The sequence below is a fragment of the Parabacteroides sp. ASF519 genome, assembly GCF_000364265.2.
GTDB classification, from domain to species: Bacteria; Bacteroidota; Bacteroidia; order Bacteroidales; family Tannerellaceae; genus Parabacteroides; species Parabacteroides goldsteinii.
Genome location: NZ_AQFV02000006.1, coordinates 1745000 through 1764028 on the forward strand (window position 1 = coordinate 1745000; position 19029 = coordinate 1764028).

The window sequence follows — 19029 nt, forward strand, 5'->3', positions numbered from 1 at the left end:
AAAAGACAATGAAATTAGTAAATAAAATATTAGTTGTTACAGCTGTTGCTTCGGTTATGACAGCTTGTAAACCTGATTTGTTGGATACGAATCCATACGATAAGGTAGGTTCCGGAGCCATGTGGGGAAATGAAACGATGTGTGATATGGGTGTGAATGGTATCTATGCCACATTGCGCGAGGCAAAGGTTGCACATGAAATGTTTACACAAGACGCTATGGGATTTGCCGGTCAGGCCCGTGATCCTCAGGATTTGTTGAATGGAACAATTACTGCCGGCAATAGTTTGTTCTCTGATACCTGGAAACAGTTGTATGAAGGAATTCACCGTGCAAATGATGCCATAGCCCATTTACCGGAAGCTCCATTGGATGATGCAAAGAAAGATCGTTTGATCGCTGAATCCAAATTCTTGCGTGCTTACTATTATTTCCGTCTGAACCGTGTATTCCAGGGTGTTCCTGTTTATCTGGAACCGGTGGAAGACAGCGAGTGTACCAATGGACGTGAAACGGCTGACAAAGTATGGGAAGTTATTATCTCCGACTTGAACGACTGCATCAACAGTGCTAATTTGCCGAATAAGTATGCGAAAGGTGATGCCAATTATGGTCGTGCAACGAAAGGTGCGGCATATGCTTTGCTGGGACAGACATATATGTGGATGAAAGATTATGCAAAAGCGGAAGCTGCTTTGCGTAAAGTCGGAGATGTCGGTTTTGCATTGTTTCAGGGGGATTACAAACAACTCTTCAAAACAGATAATGAACAATGTGATGAGATGATTTTCTCGGAACAGAATATTGGTATCAAAGATTATGGTTCCAAAACACAATTCTGGTTAGGTTCACGTGTTTCTTTTGGTTCTTGCTGGAATAGTTATCTGCCGAGTGTAAACTGGGTGGAATCATTTGAATGTGCAGACGGTAAGCCGTTTAACTGGAATGACTTCCTACCGGGATATAATGAGATGACTCCTAAAGAACGTGTGGTTTTCTTCCTCCGCGATACTGTCGGTGAGTGGGATACTTATTCGGAAGATATAAAATCAAAACTGCGTGCAGGTTTTGAACTGGCCGTGAAAAATGGAGCTGATATGTCTAAATATCTACCTTCCGGAAATGAAGCCCGTTTGCGTAAAGCCTACGAAAATCGCGATCCTCGTCTGGAAGCGACTGTCATTACTCCGTATGCTGAATATAACGGGGCAATCGGTTCAAAAGAATATACTTATACCTTGCGTTGGCCGGCAACCAACTCGGATGAAGTCGAACCGTATGACCTGAGAACGGATAGCCAGACTTTGTTCTACTATCTGTATCGCAAATTTGTTGCGGAAGGATCGTCTGAAACTCCTAATCGTGAATATTGCCCCTGGGATTATCCGTTGATCCGTTATGCAGACGTAGTCTTAATGTTGGCAGAAGCTATCAATGAACAAGGCTTTAAGCAGGAAGCTGTTGATTTGGTAAACTCTGTACGTGAGAGAGCCGGTGCTGCATTATTGCAGACAACAGATGCCGGTAAACCTACTTATGTAAGTGGCCAGGAAAATATGCGTACCCGTATCCGTAACGAACGTCGTTGGGAATTATCTTTGGAAGGTGTTAACCTGTATGACGAAATTCGTTGGAGAACGATCGGTGACTGGTGTAAAACTGGTGATGGTTCCAAAGAAATCTGGGGTACTGTCGTAAATCCGTTCTCATGGGGTGGAGATTATCTTTATACCTGGGCTATTCCAAGCACGGAATGTGAAAGAAATAGCAATCTGGTTCAGAATGATGGTTGGATAAACTAATTATCGAGATCTGTTCTACCGAATAGTTACTCTGTTAAAAGAATAATCCTTAAACAGGAATTGTAAGAAGTTCTTTTGATGAGGAAATGTTTATGGGATAAGGTGTTATTGATTAATGCCTTATCCTTTTTTTTGTGGAGAGTGTAGTTCTAGCTGGACTGTGTCCATATCATGAAACAAAACAGTACGGCACAAAAGTAACACATCGTATGATCTGTTAACATACATTTTTGTCTAATATTGGTGCATTTATTGTCCAAAAATAAAAAATTAACACAATAGTAATGGGCTGTATATGAATATAGTGCATAGATTATGGTCAATTTGCACTAACTATTGAAGTTCTGGCAGGTAGAAATAGAACATTCATTTCTCAAAATTAGGTTATATCAATTACTGTTTTTCTATTAATATTAAGTAATAGAATTCCAACGACTTTTCTAAACTACTTTTGTTCTGCTATTGAAAAACAAAAAGAGAAAGAGCTTTATTCTCAGTTGTTTTCTTATTTGTAAAAAATTACTGATGAGCCAAAATCTAATAATTAGTTAATGAATAAATGGACACAGTCCAGCTAGGACTATTTCCTTTTTATGTGAAACGAACGGGCTAAAATTCTTGCACAACAAGTTGCAGTGATTTGGTGTGCGCAAACACAATTTATTCATTAACTAAATCTGGTGTTATTATGACGAAGGATTTTAATCGTTTTTATTTATCAAAACGGATGTTTTTAGGAGCAACTATGCTTTTGACATCTGTGGGGTTGGCTTCAGCCAATCCGGGAATAGAGATTCCCGTTTCCGATGCGCTTGTTGCTTCTCCTCAACAAGCGAAGAAGATAGTAACAGGAACAGTTGAGGACGCTTTAGGACCGATTGCCGGAGCCAATGTTGTCGAAAAGGGCACAACTAACGGAACGATCACCGATATGGACGGTAAATTCAATCTGGAAGTTTCTCCTAATGCTGTTTTGGTTATAACTTTTATCGGGTACGTGGAACAACAGATCCCTGTAGGAAACCAAACGTCATTTTCTATTAACCTAAAAGAAGACTCGCAAGCGTTGGAAGAAGTGGTAGTAGTTGGTTATGGTACGCAGAAGAAAGTGAACCTGACAGGTTCGGTAGCATCCGTTAGTGCGGAAAAAATAGCCAACCGCCCGGTGATGAACCTCGGACAGGCTTTGGTGGGCGCGGCTCCAGGTGTACGCGTTACTCAAGGAAGTGGTAACCCTGGTGACGAAAGTATCGGTATCCAGGTGCGTGGCCAAGGTTCATTCAACAATAGTAGCCCATTGGTATTGGTCGATGGTGTTGCTGCTGATATGGCTCCGCTGAATACGGATGACGTTGAAAGCATCTCAATCTTGAAAGATGCCAGTGCGGCGGCAATCTATGGTTCACGTGCAGCCAACGGTGTTATTTTGGTAACAACCAAAAAAGGGAAAAAAGACGAAAGCCCAAGAGTGACTTTCAATGCTATGTTTGCACAGGAAAAGCCGATTACCGATTTTAAATTGATGTCAAGTACGGCAGATTTCATGGAGTTGCACAATATTGCTAAGCTGAATGCCAACCCGACTGCCAATACACCAGACTATAGCCTTGAAAGTATTGAAGAATGGCGTCAAGCTGATTTGAATCCGAACGGAATCTATACGAATCCTGTTACAGGGCAACAGATTCCAAACTGGTTGGCATACCCGAATACAGACTGGGCACAAATTTTGTTTGAACCCGCCTTTTATCAGAAATATGGTGTCAATGTGTCGGGAGGTAGCAAGAATACCACTTATCTGCTTTCGCTGGGTTATCAGAATAATCCGGGTACATTGGATAATACAAGCATGGAACGTTTCAATATCCGTGCCAATATAGAAACAAAAATAGCAGATATCATTACTTTCGGAACACAAACCTATGGAACCAAAGAGTTCAAGGATCCGGGAAGTACGTCTATGACTTATTTGCTTCAGGCATGGCCCGGGCAGACTCCTATCTATGATGGCAAGTATGGATGTAGCGAACATCCGGAAGTAACCCAGAAGGATAATATTTTGCAAGGAGTGGCAGCCAATGGAGGACAGAATACATATACACGTCTCAATACGACATGGTATGCCAACGTCGAGTTACCTTTGAAAGGTTTGGTAGCCGAAGCCAAATTCAACTGGAGCCAGTATAGCCGGCAAGACGAACATTACTCTCAAAACCTGCCTCGTTATAGTTTTCGCGAGAGTTTTGAAACACCGAAAGAAGGATTAGGTGTCTTGGACCAGGCTACGACTTATCGTTATTCGTATGAATCGACCAGTTATACGGCTGACTTGATGTTACGCTATAACAATACATTCGGGAAACACGATGTGGCAGGTTTGTTCGGTTATGAGCAGTATCGTGGTGAAACTACAGGATTCAGTGCAACAAAGAAAGGTTTGATAGATTGGAGTATTACTGATATAACATCTGGTGCGGAAATGCAATCCATTGGTGGTAGTGCCAAGTCGGTGAATGCTATATTATCTTATTTCGGACGTGCAAACTATGCTTATGATAACCGTTATTTGTTTGAATTCAGTTTCCGGTCAGATGCTTCTTCCAAGTTTGCTCCCGGACATCGTAGCAGTTTTTTCCCATCCGGGTCTGCTGCTTGGCGTATCAGTGAAGAATCTTTCTTCGAACCCGTCAAAAATGCAGTTAACAATTTGAAACTTCGTGTTTCTTATGGTTCGTTGGGTAACACCGTAGGGGGTAATTATGACTGGCAAGCTTTGTATAAGAAAGTGAACAATGTGTTTGACGAAAGAGTACAAAATGGTTTGATACAATCTTCTATTCAAAACCTGGCACTTTCTTGGGAAAAAGTGACCACTTATAACATCGGTTTGGATGCCTCTTTCCTTAACCAACGTTTAAGTTTGGAAGCTGATTTCTATTTGCGAAAGACTTCGGATATTCTTACTAATTCCATTATGTATAAAACAATGGGTAGTATCAGTGCTCCTATGTCAAACACAGCCAGTTTGTCTAACCGTGGTCTTGAACTGAACTTGGGTTGGAACGATCAGATTAAAGATTTCCGTTATGGCGTAGGGATCAACTTGGCTTTCAATAAGAATAGAGTAACCGATTTTAAAGGCGAATTGCGGTATGAGTTGGATGAAGATGTCAAAGATATCTGGGGTAATCCGACAATGCGTTATACTAATTTGGCAGATGTTTCTACCGGAGGTGATACCCGTCGTGTAGAAGGACACATGATAGATGAGTTTTTCTTGCGTCGTCCTTATTCTGGTGACGGTTCTTATAAGTTGGCCGACGGTAGTGTTAATCCGAATGGAGGACCTCGTGACGGTATGATTCGTACGAAGGCCGATTTGGATTGGGTGGCTGCGATGTTGGCTGCCGGATATACTTTCAATAATAATTTGAAACAAATTAATTCGAATGGTTCCAATTTATGGTATGGCGACTTGATCATGGCCGACTTGAATGGTGATGGTAAATATGGAAATGATGATGACCGCGAATTTACCGGTAAGAGCTCGACTCCGAAGGTTACTTTGGGCTTTAATATCAATGCCTCTTGGCGTGGTTTTGATTTGAATATGATGTGGTCAGGACGCTTTGGAGGTTATCATTACATTAATTCAAAAGGAGCAAATGGATCTATGATTACTAATACCGGTGATGCTTTGCCTGGCGATGCTTGGAACAGATATTATTTCTACGATTCGGAAGCTTCACATGCTGGCATCATTAAAAATGAGCAGGGCGTTGTCATCGGTTCTTCCTACGATCCTGCAGCTGACCCGAATGCCCGAATCTCTAACGAGTATCCTCGTCTGCTTACTTCCGGTGGTACTACCCCTTCAAATACATTCTATTTGTATAATACGTCGTTTGTTAAGCTGAAATCATTACAAATCGGATATACATTGCCTAAGAAGTGGGTTGCACCTGCAAAGATCAATAATTTGAGAGTATTTGTATCCGGAGAGAATTTGTTGACTTTCAAATCCGATAGATTCCCAGGCGTAGACCCTGAATTGGGTGGCTCGCTTGCCGCATACCCGATTGCACGTATGTTCTCAGGAGGTCTGTCTGTAACCTTTTAATTAAAAGCACATAAAGATGAAAAAGATATTTAATTTGTTAACATTGGCGGCTGTTTTCGGAGTCGCAACATCCTGTACGGATATTTTGGATACGGCACCTAATGATAAGCTTTCCAGTGGTACTATGTGGACTACCGAAGAAAGCGTTGACCAGGGCGTTATTGGCGTGTATTACTCCTTGCAGAGACCTTTCCATGGAAATCAAATTATTGGTGCCGATGCCATGATTGGTTATTATGGGTATGATGCGTTTGGTATGACCGGACAGGGAGAGTATGGCATGCAAAACTTGTTTACTAAATCGGTCAATCCCAGTAACGGGTTTTTCTTAAAAACATGGCAATGGATGTATGACGGTGTGCATCGGGCTAATGCCGCTATAGCTGGTATTGAAAATGCTCCTATCAATGAAGCTAAAAAAGCTCGTTTGATTGCTGAGTGTAAAGTACTTCGTGCATTCTTTTACGATCGTTTGAACATTCTTTTCGGTAATGGCGGATTAGGGGTACCTTTGTATACGGAACCGGTGAACCCGTCTGAATGTGACAAGCCTCAAAGTTCGGAACAGGAGGTATGGGCTCAAGTTATTAAGGATTTAAGCGATGCTATAGCTGAGCCGAATTTACCTGACAATCAAATCCAAGGAGAAGGACGAGTAAGTAAAGGGGCTGCTTATGCTTTGCGTGGTAAAGCATATCTGTTGACAAAGGAGTATGATAAAGCAATAGCAGACTTTGCTAAGGTAGGTGAGTGTGGTTACAAATTGTTCCCGGACTACAAACAGCTGTTTAAGGTTGCTAACGAGCGTTGTGAAGAGATTATTTTGGCTGTGCAGTATATAGAAGATCCTACGGGTTATGGTACGGGAATACAGAAGTATTGTGCAGCATTTACCCAGGGAGCTAAAGATAGCCGTGGCTGTTGGGGTGACTTGCAGGTGACTCCTGCGTTGGTAAACCTTTATGAAGAGGTGAATGGTCAGACTGTTAAAAAGTTTGCTTGGGAGGACTATTTGTCTGATTGGAAGAAAGTGACTGACATGGAGACAGCCGAAGGACACACGAAATATCGCAAAGTATTCTTTATTCGCGATAAGTTCGTGAATGGAAAGGAAATCCATTCTACGGTTACGAAGGCAGTTGATACAGAACTGGCCAAATTGCCCGCAGAAATTCAGGCTATTTATTTGCCGGAAGGTAATGAGGCTCGTTTAAAAACAGCATATGCCAATCGTGACCCGCGCTTGGCTTACAATGTTGTGACACCTTATGCCAATTATTTGGGGGTAAATAGTAATTCTACGGCAGAAGCGTGGTACACGTTCCGTTGGCCTGTTGCTGGTAAATATTATGCAGATCAGGCAAATGCCGAACCGAATGCCAATCCGGAGTTACCGAGCGATTATTATGCTTCCGGTTTTATGAATGCACAGGCTGAATTTAAATATATTCATCGTAAATTTATCGGTGAGGGGTTGGAATACCTGCGTCGTGAGCAGAATCCGGTAGATGAACCTATCATTCGTTATGCAGATGTATTGTTGATGTGGGCCGAAGCACTTGTTGAAAAGAATGACTTGGCAGGTGCTATGGCCAAGGTGAAAGAGGTCCGTGACCGTGCCGATATACCGACTATGGCTTCTAGCTTCGCCGACCAGACAATTGCACGCAACTATGTGCGTGACGAACGCCGTCGTGAGTTTGTGAATGAGGGTATAAACTTTTTTGATGAAATGCGTTGGCGTACGTTGAAAGAAACAAAATTCAGTGAAAAGGTTGCCCAGCATGCATGGGGCGGAACAGAGAGTACCGGAGGTACTGTTTATGATTGGATTGGCGACCAGTGGTACACTTGGCCTGTCCCCAAGAGTGAAACAGAGCTTAATACGAATTTGACACCTACACCGGGTTGGGAATACTAATCGATACGAGCACGCACTTTGTTGATTGTATAGAATAATAGAAAGAGGGTGTCAAAGTAATCTGACACCCTCATGAAATAGAAATTTATAAGAATGGATTAGTCTATCCAACCCTCATTTTGTTTTAGGTTTTCATTCATCAGAATTTCAGACCTAGGAATAGCCCAGTTGTATAAATGGTTACCTCCCCAAGTATAAGAATATTGAGGTTCACCCCAAATCTGTTTTTCCCTGTTCATTCAAACATTCAGCTAAAGAAAGGACTACATCCGCATAACGAATTAATGGTATATCAATTGGCGAATAACTTCTGTTTGGTATTTCATTTGCACCTTTAAACCCATAATTTGCTCAAATCTTGAGACTGCCTCTTTCTTAATTAAGGTCGCTACACGTAACCCCAGAATATATATGATTATTGTAAGCTTCTAAAATGCCACTAGCTATCCTAGTATAAGGATTGCTATAAATAAGTCCTGTCGTCTTGTTGTTTACTGCCCCGTAAAGACTCCAGCATATAATACTGAAACTAGAGGTGGAGGGATATGCTTTAATATAAACAAAAGGCAGAAACTCATCGTCTTTTTGCTTATCCATTCGAGCCATAATAGCTGCAGCTTGTGCATAAGTAAAAGAAGATCCTGGAGGACAATTGTTCTCTTCTATAAATGCTGCTCCTTCATACCTATCCTTAAGCTTCTCCCACGCAGTCTTTTCTTCCTTTTTAGAGCCATCAGATTCTGTGTTAGAATCATCAGGTGGACCAGGAAAAGATATAATATTATAACGCATATTATAAGAATATAGCCAGTTTGAAATATCCGTAAGACCTAAAATATTATATCCTACACATCCTCCAAATTGTGCTATTGTTTCTTCGATTGTTAGAGGTCCGGTCAAGAATGTAGTTTTCCCTTTACTCTCATAATCCGACCAATATGGACCCATATCAAAGCCATGATACATAATAGCCCCAATAACCTCTATTCTCCAATCATGTAAATTAAAGGGGCCGTTATCGTTAATGCTTTTTGTAACGAAATCTATGGTAGAATCATCCTTTTCATCAAATACTGTTTCGTTGCTACACGCAAAAAACAACATAAAAGCCACTGATGCAAATAATAGATTTTTCATAATAATAATTTAATAGGTTAAACAAATGGATTATAGAACTACAAAGAGTTAATAAATGCTTTAAATTTATTATTTTATCTACATACCACAAAGCTAAATATTATGTTATTAAACACAAAAAACACCCTACTCTCACAAGCAAGACGGCTAACTTTAGTATTAATATCAAATCAAATTACCAAATCCTGTAATACACCCCCACTTCGACATATGGCGACAGTCCGGATCGTCCTGCCCCATAACCGACAGACAGCCCAATCCCCAAAGGCGGGCAGGTATTTTCTTTGTTATATAGACGGTCTTCGGAAAAATATCTATACTATCCAGGGCGACATTATATCTGCTCACCCACGCCCTGTAATTTTGTGTGACGTACTCTTTCCTGACTTCATCACTTTTCTGCGCTACCACGTCGTGAATTGATTATCAACGAGTTATCTTTTATTTTAGGTGGCGCAAGCTAAAAAACGTAATTTTGCGGCATGTATGTGCGCAAGAAAAAGAACCGCTCTGGCACTATCAGTGTCGTTGTAGTAAGCAAATCCTCCGGTAAGTATGAGGAAATAAAGAGCTTTGGCACCGCGGACTCAATAGAAGACACGGAAAATTTGTGTGATGCCGCCTAAAGATGGATTAACAGCTATGCAGGTCAGCGAGAACTCGAAGAGACCAAGCGAGTAGTCGGCAATATGGATGCTGTATTGATCAACGGAACTCAGTTGCTGCTTGATTGTATCTATGATAATATTGGCTTCAATTGCATACCTGACGAGATATTGCGACATCTTGTGATCGCACGTGTATCTCAGCCTGCGCGAAGAATAGAAGCACACATGTTTGCATTTGCTTTGTCGCCTATAAAATATATAAGGAATTGGAGCGAATTATCAAAGAAAAGAACATTGACCTGAGCGTAGGAAAGGTACTTGATGCCGTCAAAACTATTACTACCATCAGAGTGAAGATGCCTGAAAATGAAGAAATTTATACTAAGACCCTATTCCTGACTGATAAACATCGGGCGATACGCTCACTATTTGACTTCGCCGATGAACCGAAATGATTTGGGTGGCGCATTGACGAAGTCAGGAAAAAGAGGAGGGTGTGCCAAAACTCTCTTTTCAACAAAATCACCCCTGTCACACATAGCTGTAGTAGGGGTGATTTTCATATTTTGGATGTTTTGACACACCTCCTCTTTTTTTGAAATAGATGGGTTATTACCAGTTCGGATTCTGTGTCAAATCCGGATTGATTTCGATTTCTGTAGCGGGTATTGGCCACAGGTAATCGCGGTTTTCGCGGAATACACGGGTTAGCATACGTTTTCCTGTGATGCCGAATTCATCTCTGTTCAATAGAGTATGGGATAATTTCCAGCGACGCAGGTCACTGTCGCGGATACCTTCGCCAGCCAACTCGAATGCTCTCTCACGGAAAATACGCTGGAATACTTCATCCTTTGTATTGGCGGCCAGATAAGAAGGACCGCTGTTCAGCAGGGCGATTCCGGCACGGGCACGAACTTTGTTGATGTATTCGACAGCCTTTGACTGGTTGCCCGTTTCATTATAACATTCTGCCAACATCAGATAAACATCTGCCAGACGAAGAATCGGGAAGTTAACAGGGGTATGGGCACGGTCGGTAATTTGTCCGTTCCAGTCGCCTTCCGGTACAAATTTTCTCCAGAAATAGGTTTCCCATCCCCCCTTATTGTTTCGCATGAAACCGTTATTTTCGTTTACGGCAACAACGTCACCTTTTTCGTTTTTCGCGAAGATGAAAGTCATCAGACGTTCCTGGTTACGGTTCCATCCCAGATAAGTTGTGTAAGGAGCGATAACGGTGGCCGATAAACGCGGGTCACGCTGTTCGTACATCTCTTTTACTTTTTCCGATTCAGCCGGGATATCCAGTACTTCCGAACCGTCGCTGTTGACCGTGCATCTGAATACACGTTCCTTAACCTGGTTGTCGGAGTTGAAGCCGGGGAATACTTCGTCCCAGTCGAACGGGCGTCCGTCCTTGTATTCATACATGTCGACCAGGTTGGTGGAAGGTACCGTATTGTTCCAGCAACTGCCATAGGAGTTACGGGTTCCGGCATAGAAACATAAAGGCATACCGTAGCTGTTTCCTGTTCCTCCCAGGTTGATGATGGAGAAAATCATTTCGGAACTGGTATGGCCCGTCGGAGTGAATAACTCAGCGAAGTCATCATGTAATGCATGTCCAGCCTGGGATTTTTCCAGGTTTTCGATGGCTTTGTCGTATTGTTTGTCGTACAAGTAAACCTTACCCAACAGGGCCTGGGCTGCTGACAATGTAACACGTCCGTAGTTTGCATCGTTCCATTGGTCGGGAAGTCCGGCGCCCAATGCCTTTTCCAGGTCGGCAAGGATAAAAGCACGTGTTTCTTCTGCAGAACTTCTGGGTTTCAGTAGGTTGTTGAACTCTTTTTCCAGATCGGTCGTTTCGTCGTATATGGGAAGTCCTCCGAAATAGTCCAGCAGGTGGAAATAGATTAATGCACGGAGAAAACGGGCTTCGCCCAACATCTGGTTTTTAGGCACTTCGTCAATAGGAGCCTCGCCGATGCTGCGGATAGCCAGGTTGGCACGCTGAATGGCGTTGTATCCGTTTTGCCATTTGCCGTTCAGGAATCCGGTACGCGGGGTACAGGTTCCCAGCTGAAGGGCTTCATACTGGTCATATCCGGCTGCGACATCGGAGTTGACGTCTATCATAAACATTTTACCGTACAGGTCGGTGTTTTTCAGGGAGGCGTAAACTCCCATCAGACCTTGCTTACACTGGTCTTCCGTCTGCCAGAAAGTACTGGAACTCAACTGGTCGTATGGAGCCCTGTCCAGGTCGTAACAGCCTGTCAATGTAAATAAGGCTGCTAAAAAAGACATGATATATTTTTTCATTTTATAATTCTGTTTATTAGTTAGACATTCTGATTAGAAAGTAACATTAATACCGATTACAGCTTGACGCATGGTCGGATAGGTAACGCCGCTCACTTCAGGGTCGTATCCTTTCCACTTCGAGAAAGTGAAGAAGTTTTCCAAACTGCCGTATACTCTGACTCTGTCCATATAGGCAACCTTGGTCCATTGACTGGGCAGGGTATAACCTAATGTGATGTTACGAATTTTCAGGTACGCCTTGCTGGCAACCCAGAAGTCGGAATACTGTTCGTTACGGGTATCGCTATAGTCCAGCAGACGTGGATAACTGGCATCCGTACGGCCTTCGTACCAACGTCCGTCGATAACTTCCTGGTTCATCTGGTAACCTTGGCGGACACCACTTTTATACAGGTTGCTCAGATATACGTCTTTAATGCCGGCTACACCCTGAATCAATGTAGAGAAGTCAATGCCTTTCCAGTTGAATCCCAGGTTCACGCCATACGTGAAGGTCGGGTTCTTGCCATTTCCGATAACGGTACGGTCATCATCGTTTACCAGTCCGTCGCCATTCAGGTCTTTGTACAGGATATCACCTTTTTGAGGAACTCCGTAAGGGAATACGACCTTACCTTCTACTTCCGGGTTATTCAACATCGTTTCAACCAGTGCCAGGTCTGCATCTGTCTGGATGATACGGTCAATTTCGCGGACATACAAAGACCAGATAGGAAGTCCTTCCTTCAACATTCTGGCTCCGTCGTACGAAGGTTCGTCTCCTTTAAATTTATCGACATTGTTTTTGATGTAAGTGAAGTTGAAGCCTACATTATAGTCGAAATCCTTACCGACTTTGTCGGACCAGTTCACAGAGAACTCAACCCCCTTATTGGTTACCTGGGCGGCATTCTGCTTAGGAATTGTCGCGTTACCGTGAACCATTGGAGCCGGAAGGTCAATCAAAATGCCGTCTGTTTTCTTATTGAAGAATTCGAGACTACCGCTCAAGCGATTGCTAAACATATTATAGTCAACCCCCAGGTTGGTGATATAGGTCGTTTCCCAGGACAGATTGGCATTTGCGATGGCAGTTTGAGAAAGTCCCATTGCCACGGCACGGCCTAATACGTAATTGGTCTGTGCATACAGCGATTGCGAGAGGTAGTTGCCGTCGTTATCTCTGTTGCTTCCCAGGGTGTTGTTACCCAGCGAACCGTAAGAACCGCGTATCTTCAGGTTGTCCAGCCAGGTGAAGTCTTTCATGAAGTTTTCTTCCGAAATACGCCAGGCAGCAGAGAACGATGGGAAATAACCCCAGCGGTTATCTTTCTGGAAACGGGAAGAACCGTCGGCACGAAGGTTGGCTTCCAATAAGTATTTGTCATCCCAACCCAGGTTGATACGTCCGAAGAAAGAGCGCATCGCCCATTCCGTAACATTACCGGTTGAGGAAGATTCGCCGATAGCTCCTCCGATTACACCCAGTGACGGGTCGAGCAAATCCTTACGGGTGGCACTGAAGTAAGAACGTTTGTATTGTTCCTGGCTGGCACCAATCATGATATTTGTGCTCAGGCGGTTATTCAGATAGTTACGTTCGTAGCGGGCGATGGCATCCATGAAATTCCTGTAGGTCTTTTCATTGTAATTATAGATGCTTGTCTGGCCCACACCATCCGTATATAACGTATTCGTCTGGAAATTATACATCGGGACGAAGTTCGGTTTCGAATCCTTTTGTTTGTCATAATAATCATAGGTATAAGAACCCTGGATAGTCAGACCTTTTAACGGAGTCAAAATCGCATACATACGGGTTTTCAGCGTGTTTATTCCGATGTTACCGCTCACATTCCTTAAACGATTATATGGATTGTTTGTAGCGTTCTGAGGGTCATCTTCATTATTGGCATTGATACCCAACCGGTTCTGGTCGTCCAGATAGGCGATACCCGGGTTTCCACCGGTTAAGCCGTAGGTATAGATATCGTTGATGTTCTCGCTGACCGGAGTTGTATTGGCTGTATATCCGCTCAGGTTTACACCGATTTTCAACCAGTCTTTTACCTGCGAATCGATATTGGCACGGAGGCTGAAACGTTCGTATCCGCAATTTTCCAGGATACCCGGGTTATTCAGATAATTGAAAGATGTATAATAAGTCACTTTTTCGGAACCTCCGGTTGCTGACAGGCTGTGTTGATGGGAAACACCGGTTTCATACACATCGAAGATGTCGCTGTTAGGATATGCCAGATAGTTCGGAATACCATGCTCATTCAGACCGTTCGGGTCTTTCGACTTCTCACGCCACAAATTTATCACGTTCTGGGAGAAAGGCTCGGGTTTATTGCTGTTGCGCATCCCTTCATTCATATACTCCATGTAGCTGGCATAGTCGGTGACTACGTCGTATGGCTTGTTCAGGCTCTGGAAAGAAACATAACCGGTATAGTCGATTTTCATCCTGCCGGCCTTACCGGACTTGGTGGTAATCAGGATAACACCGTTTGCTGCACGTGAACCGTAGATGGCCGATGAGGCAGCATCCTTCAATACGCTGACTGTTTCCACATCCTGCGGGCTGACGCTGTTCAAATTACCTTCCACACCATCAATAATAACCAGGGGAGAGGAGTTGTTCAATGTTCCCTGTCCGCGTACCTTAATATCCGCATCTCCGTTGTTGGAGGGGATATTGTTGCTGGATGTGATCTGTACCCCCGGTGCAGTTCCGGCCAAAGCCGTAGAGATGTTAGTTAACGGGCGGCTTTCGGCCATCTCGCTGACATTTACGGAGGTAACGGAGCCGGACAGGTTCACCTTCTTCTGCGTACCGTAACCTACTACAACGACTTCGTCCAGTGCCTGGGAGTCTTCCGATAATTTAATCCGTAATGATTTCTGGTTATTCACCGGAATCTGTTGTTCCTTGAATCCGATAAATGAAACGACCAGTACGGAATTAGGTGATACTTCCAGGGTAAAGTTACCGTCCATATCGGTAATTGTCCCGTTTGTGGTTCCCTTCTCAACTACATTGGCGCCTGCTATCGGACCGAACTGATCTTCGACTACTCCATTAATAATGTATTTGGCTTGTTGAGGAGAAGCAGCAACAGGGTTCGGTAAGGCTGTACCCGTAGTTCCTGTTGCCGGACTGGCCGTTGCCAATCCTACAGATGCCAGAAGCAGGGTTGCTCCCAGGAACATCTGTTTTGATAAGTAAAAACGATTAAAATCCTTTGTCATAATAACACCAGATTTAGTTAATGATTAATTAATTGTTTACCCGGTTTACTGATTGTTTTTCCGTGAGTTTCAGCCTGGGTATTTGGCAAAAAACACATAGTTCTAATGGAACTACGCTGTTTTTTTGATTTGGATGGCGAAAGGATTGAAGATCAATTAGTATATAATGACTGTTGAAAACGGTGTGGATTTTAGGGTAACTTTAGGTAAGGCACTGATAAATAAATGGAGAGCGGAGAAAGACAAATCATTGGTATTTGCGTTGCAGATACTGAAAAGATGTTTGGAATGATTAAATCATCACTGTTATTATTATTGAATATCGTTAACATTCTTATCCGGAGGCTAAATATACAAAGGCTTTAAAATAGGGAGATTATCGTTTTTTACAAATAAGCGCTGGACTATTAGTGCATATTAAATGGATAAATTAATACACTCGTTAACATTAATAACATATATATTTGCATCGGTATGATTGGAGTTCCATTAGGACTAAGTTATATTTTAATATATGTGAAAACAGCTTGCTTCAAAGGTGGTATCAAATACCTTAACAGACTAAGACATACCTTTATTTACAGTGAAATAAAAAGAACCTTTTGACTTATTTTTATCCATGCCTTTGGACGATAAGTGCATATGAAATGGATAAATAGACGCCTCTGTTATAGACAATCTTTCTACTTTTGTGATCAAAGCAAAAAAGTAGTACCATGAGAACACAGAAATGTTTAACCTTATTTTGTTTGCTATTCGGAATAATAGCATCAGCAAATGCTTATGTCGAACGTGATCTGCTGCAAAAGGCGGCAGATATACCTGAATTGAAATCCGTTTTATTGATGGACCGGCAATGGGTTCCTTATCCGGATTATACCGATCGCACTGCCTGGGAGCAATTTCTGGGAGATTATAGGAATGATTACATCAAACAAGGAGAGAAACGTTTGGGTTATGAATGGAAAGTTGTTAAAGCAACCGACTATATCGAATACGAACGTAGCGGAAACCGGCGGATCATGGAAGATCCTTTCGGCAGTAACAACGGAGCCATAGCCGACCTGGTAATGGCCGAACTGGCAGAAGGAAAGGGCCGCTTTATCGATCAGCTGATCAATGGTGTTTTTCAGTCCTGTGAGATGACTTCCTGGGTATTGTCGGCACATTTAAGCGCACAGCATTCAAAACGTTCTTTACCCGATTATAAAGAAGATGTGATCGACCTGACTGCCGGCGACCTGGGTTCCTTATTGTCCTGGACTTATTATTTCTTCCATACCGAATTTGATAAAGTAAATCCTGTTATTTCCGAACGCCTGCGCCATGAGTTACAGAAAAGAATACTGGATACTTATATGAAAGAAGACCGTTTCTGGTGGATGGCCTTCAATTACAAACCCGGGACTTTGGTCAACAACTGGAATCCGTGGTGTAACTTTAATGTACTGCAATGTTTCCTACTGTTGGAAAACGATAAAGAGAAACTGGCGGAAGCCGTTCATCGTACAATGGTCTCGGTCGATAAATTCATCAACTATACTCATTCGGACGGTGCCTGCGAAGAAGGTCCTTCTTATTGGGGACATGCTGCGGGAAAGATGTATGATTATCTGCAATTATTGTACGACGGGACCGGTGGAAAGATCAGTCTGTTCGATCAGCCGATTATCAAAAATATGGGTGAATATATTGCCCGCTCCTATGTAGGGAATGGCTGGGTGGTTAACTTCGCGGATGCCTCGGCGAAAGGTGGCGGAGAAGCCCCGATTATTTTCCGCTACGGAAAGGCGGTAGGCAGTGATGTGATGATGCAGTATGCCGCTTATCTGAACAGCCTGTCAACCAGAAAATCACTTTCTTCCGGGAGAGATATGTTCCGCACCTTACAAAGTCTCCTGTATGCAAAGGAGATGGGAGAGGTGGAACCTTCGTATCAGTCTCCGGCTTATACCTGGTATCCGGAAACGGAATTTTGTTATATGACGAATAAAGCAGGTTTTTTCCTGGCTGCGAAAGGTGGATATAACAATGAAAGCCATAATCATAATGATGCCGGTACTTTCTCTTTGTATTCAAATACGACTCCGGTATTTATCGATGCCGGTGTCGGCACTTATACCCGCCAGACATTCAGTAACGAACGGTATACGATCTGGACAATGCAGAGCAACTACCATAATCTGCCGATGATAAACGGAGTGCCCCAGTCGTTTGGTTCCCGATATAAAGCGACTGCGACTTCTTTCGACCCGAAGCGGATGACTTTTACCGCTAATATTGCTACCGCTTATCCTGAAGAAGCCGGGGTGGATAAATGGGTTCGTTCGTATACATTAAATAAGAATAAGGGCGAAGTGAAGATTCAGGATTCATTTACCCTGAAAGAGTTGAAAGAACCGAATCAAGTCAATTTCCTGACCTGGGGTAAGATCGATGTCTCTTCGGAAGGAATCGTCCGGATAGATGTAAACGGAGAAAAGGTAGAATTGCTGTATGATAAAAATACTTTCACCCCGTCTGTAGAGACAGTCGCGTTGGATGACCCGCGTTTATCCAACGTATGGGGAAAAGAAATCTATCGTCTCTCTTTGAATGCCGGAAAAATGGTAAAATCCGGTACTTACACATTTACAATTAAACAAAACAATAAATAAAAGAAGAATGAAAAATTGGATCGCTTTAGCTTTCTCCGCATTCCTGATCTCTTGCGGGGGAACACCTAAAACAGTAGAAAAGAGTTTTATTGACGAGAATATCGATTTCGCCCGTGCACAGCTCGGTAACGAGATAGAAGTCATTGAAGCCAGTGGTAAATGCCTGAATCCTGTGACGCTGAAAAAGGATAGCTCAGTTTATTATTGCGGCTACGGGGACTGGCGCAGTGGGTTCTTTCCCGGCTCGGTGTGGTATCTGTATGAACTGACGGGCGATACGGCCTTGCTTCCACTCGCTCAGAAATATACATGGGCCATAGAAGAAGCCAAGAACCTGACCTGGCATCATGACATCGGGTTCATTGTTAATTGCAGCTTCGGTAACGGTTTGCGTCTGACGGCCGATCCGTCTTATAAAGATGTGATGGTACAGGCTGCCAAGTCATTATCAACCCGTTTCCGTGAGGCTCCCCAGGTAATCCAGTCATGGAATGTAGATAAAGGATGGCAGTCGGAACGCGGTTGGGAATGTCCGGTGATTATCGACAATATGATGAACCTGGAGCTGATGTTCGAAGCGACCCGTCTATCCGGTGATTCCTCTTTTTATAACATAGCGATTGCTCATGCAGACCGTACGTTGCAGGAACATTTCCGTCCGGACGGCAGCTGTTACCATGTCATCGATTATAGTCTGAAAGATGGTTCCGTTCGTAACCGCCATACGGCACAAGGATATGCGCATGAATCGGCCTGGAGCCGCGGACAGGCGTGGGCTATTTACGGATTCGTTGTTTGCTACCGTGAAACGGGTGATCGCAAATATCTGGACCAGGCGTTGAAAACATTCAATTTCATGAAGAATCATAAAGCAATGCCGGCTGACCTGATCCCTTATTGGGATATGGATGCACCGAACATTCCGAATGAACCGCGTGATGCTTCAACTGCTTCCTGTATTGCTTCCGCATTGTATGAAATCAGTACGATGGATGTGGAAGATGCCGTAGCGTATAAGACATATGCCGACAGTATCATGACTTCGCTGGGTTCTCCGGCTTACCGGGCTGCTCTGGGAACGAATGGTAACTTTCTCCTGATGCATTCCGTAGGTAGTATTCCTCATAACTCGGAAATAGACGTTCCGTTGAATTATGCCGATTACTATTTTATGGAAGCGTTGAAACGCAAGAAGGAGTTAGAATCGAAATAATATTTT

Annotated in this window: 9 protein-coding genes and 2 pseudogenes; 6 read left to right on the top strand and 5 right to left on the bottom strand. The window is 43.2% G+C overall.

Annotation, left to right across the window (positions count from 1 at the left end):
• Nucleotides 1-8 precede the first annotated feature (8 nt).
• From C825_RS06770 to C825_RS06780, 3 genes are all read left to right on the top strand, one after another.
• A complete protein-coding gene (locus C825_RS06770; protein ID WP_007655038.1) occupies nt 9-1802 on the top strand; it encodes a RagB/SusD family nutrient uptake outer membrane protein in 1794 nt (597 codons plus the stop codon).
• Between the two features lie 688 nt (nt 1803-2490).
• Nucleotides 2491-5922 (top strand): SusC/RagA family TonB-linked outer membrane protein, encoded by a 3432-nt coding sequence (locus tag C825_RS06775; protein WP_010801934.1) that lies wholly within the window; start codon nt 2491-2493, stop codon nt 5920-5922.
• A 16-nt stretch (nt 5923-5938) separates the two neighbouring features.
• Nucleotides 5939-7843: a RagB/SusD family nutrient uptake outer membrane protein gene (locus C825_RS06780; RefSeq protein WP_010801935.1), complete on the top strand. Its 1905-nt coding sequence runs from the start codon at nt 5939-5941 to the stop codon at nt 7841-7843.
• A 210-nt stretch (nt 7844-8053) separates the two neighbouring features.
• Here C825_RS06780 and C825_RS27820 read toward each other — a convergent pair whose 3' ends face one another.
• The 3 genes and pseudogenes from C825_RS27820 to C825_RS06795 all read right to left on the bottom strand — a co-directional run.
• Complete coding sequence (locus C825_RS27820; protein ID WP_224265855.1) at nt 8054-8164, bottom strand: RagB/SusD family nutrient uptake outer membrane protein; 111 nt, start codon at nt 8162-8164, stop codon at nt 8054-8056.
• A 54-nt stretch (nt 8165-8218) separates the two neighbouring features.
• Nucleotides 8219-8980 carry a hypothetical protein gene (locus tag C825_RS06790; RefSeq protein WP_010801936.1) on the bottom strand — a complete coding sequence of 254 codons (762 nt, stop codon included), beginning with the start codon at nt 8978-8980 and terminating at the stop codon, nt 8219-8221.
• Nucleotides 8981-9155: 175 nt separating this feature from the next.
• A pseudogene (locus C825_RS06795) lies at nt 9156-9364 on the bottom strand (DUF6808 domain-containing protein); the annotation flags it as partial.
• Nucleotides 9365-9462: 98 nt separating this feature from the next.
• Between C825_RS06795 and C825_RS27825 the strand changes: the two are divergent.
• Nucleotides 9463-10043: pseudogene (locus tag C825_RS27825) on the top strand (hypothetical protein).
• Between the two features lie 157 nt (nt 10044-10200).
• Here C825_RS27825 and C825_RS06810 read toward each other — a convergent pair.
• On the bottom strand, nt 10201-11916 hold the full coding sequence (locus tag C825_RS06810; RefSeq protein WP_010801937.1) for a RagB/SusD family nutrient uptake outer membrane protein: 1716 nt from the start codon (nt 11914-11916) through the stop codon (nt 10201-10203).
• A gap of 33 nt (nt 11917-11949) precedes the next feature.
• Nucleotides 11950-15153, bottom strand: a complete 3204-nt coding sequence (locus C825_RS06815) for a SusC/RagA family TonB-linked outer membrane protein (protein WP_010801938.1) — start codon at nt 15151-15153, stop codon at nt 11950-11952.
• A gap of 716 nt (nt 15154-15869) precedes the next feature.
• Here C825_RS06815 and C825_RS06820 point away from each other — a divergent pair.
• On the top strand, nt 15870-17810 hold the full coding sequence (locus C825_RS06820; protein ID WP_044214805.1) for a heparinase II/III family protein: 1941 nt from the start codon (nt 15870-15872) through the stop codon (nt 17808-17810).
• Nucleotides 17811-17817: 7 nt separating this feature from the next.
• A complete protein-coding gene (locus tag C825_RS06825) occupies nt 17818-19023 on the top strand; it encodes a glycoside hydrolase family 88 protein (RefSeq protein ID WP_010801940.1) in 1206 nt (401 codons plus the stop codon).
• The last annotated feature ends 6 nt before the right edge of the window (nt 19024-19029 follow it).

What these genes read in the sequence shown, in the direction of transcription:
- C825_RS06770 (WP_007655038.1), top strand. Translation starts at nt 9, where the DNA reads ATGAAATTAGTAAATAAAATATTAGTTGTTACAGCTGTTGCTTCGGTT.
- C825_RS06775 (WP_010801934.1), top strand. Translation starts at nt 2,491, where the DNA reads ATGACGAAGGATTTTAATCGTTTTTATTTATCAAAACGGATGTTTTTA.
- C825_RS06780 (WP_010801935.1), top strand. Translation starts at nt 5,939, where the DNA reads ATGAAAAAGATATTTAATTTGTTAACATTGGCGGCTGTTTTCGGAGTC.
- C825_RS06790 (WP_010801936.1), bottom strand. Translation starts at nt 8,980, where the DNA reads ATGAAAAATCTATTATTTGCATCAGTGGCTTTTATGTTGTTTTTTGCG.
- C825_RS06810 (WP_010801937.1), bottom strand. Translation starts at nt 11,916, where the DNA reads ATGAAAAAATATATCATGTCTTTTTTAGCAGCCTTATTTACATTGACA.
- C825_RS06815 (WP_010801938.1), bottom strand. Translation starts at nt 15,153, where the DNA reads ATGACAAAGGATTTTAATCGTTTTTACTTATCAAAACAGATGTTCCTG.
- C825_RS06820 (WP_044214805.1), top strand. Translation starts at nt 15,870, where the DNA reads ATGAGAACACAGAAATGTTTAACCTTATTTTGTTTGCTATTCGGAATA.
- C825_RS06825 (WP_010801940.1), top strand. Translation starts at nt 17,818, where the DNA reads ATGAAAAATTGGATCGCTTTAGCTTTCTCCGCATTCCTGATCTCTTGC.